Consider the following 392-nt stretch of genomic DNA (forward strand, 5'->3'; position numbering starts at 1 on the left):
CACCCCCACACCCCCCGCCCCGCCCCGTCGACCTCCCCCCCCGTTACCGCCCCCTCCCACCCCCCCCCCCCGCCGGGGCCGCCCGGGAAGCGGCCGGCCCCGCCTCTGTCCTGGAAGGGAGGGAAACCCGTTGCCGCGGCGACGCTGCTATCCCTCCGACACCTGGGACGACGAATGGGCTCTGATCGAACCCCTGCTGCCGACACCGGCCTGCGAAACGAAGGCAGGCGGCCGACCCGAGAAGCACCCCCGCCGCGAGATCGTGGACGCGATCCGCTACGTCGTCGACACCGGCTGCAAGTGGCGGGGTGCGACACGAGGTCGCACTGATCAAGTGGCAGACGACAGAAAGGAGTGGATGAAGCCCAGGCCAGTGTCCGTGGCCTGTCCCC

At 71.9% G+C, this 392-nt stretch carries 1 pseudogene; it reads left to right on the plus strand.

What is annotated here, in order from left to right:
- Positions 1–130: 130 nt before the first annotated feature.
- Positions 131–307 (plus strand): annotated as a pseudogene (locus ACZ6IM_RS41600) (transposase); the annotation flags it as partial.
- Between the last annotated feature and the right edge of the window lie 85 nt (positions 308–392).

The organism is Streptomyces sp. NPDC042336 (genome assembly GCF_055581985.1).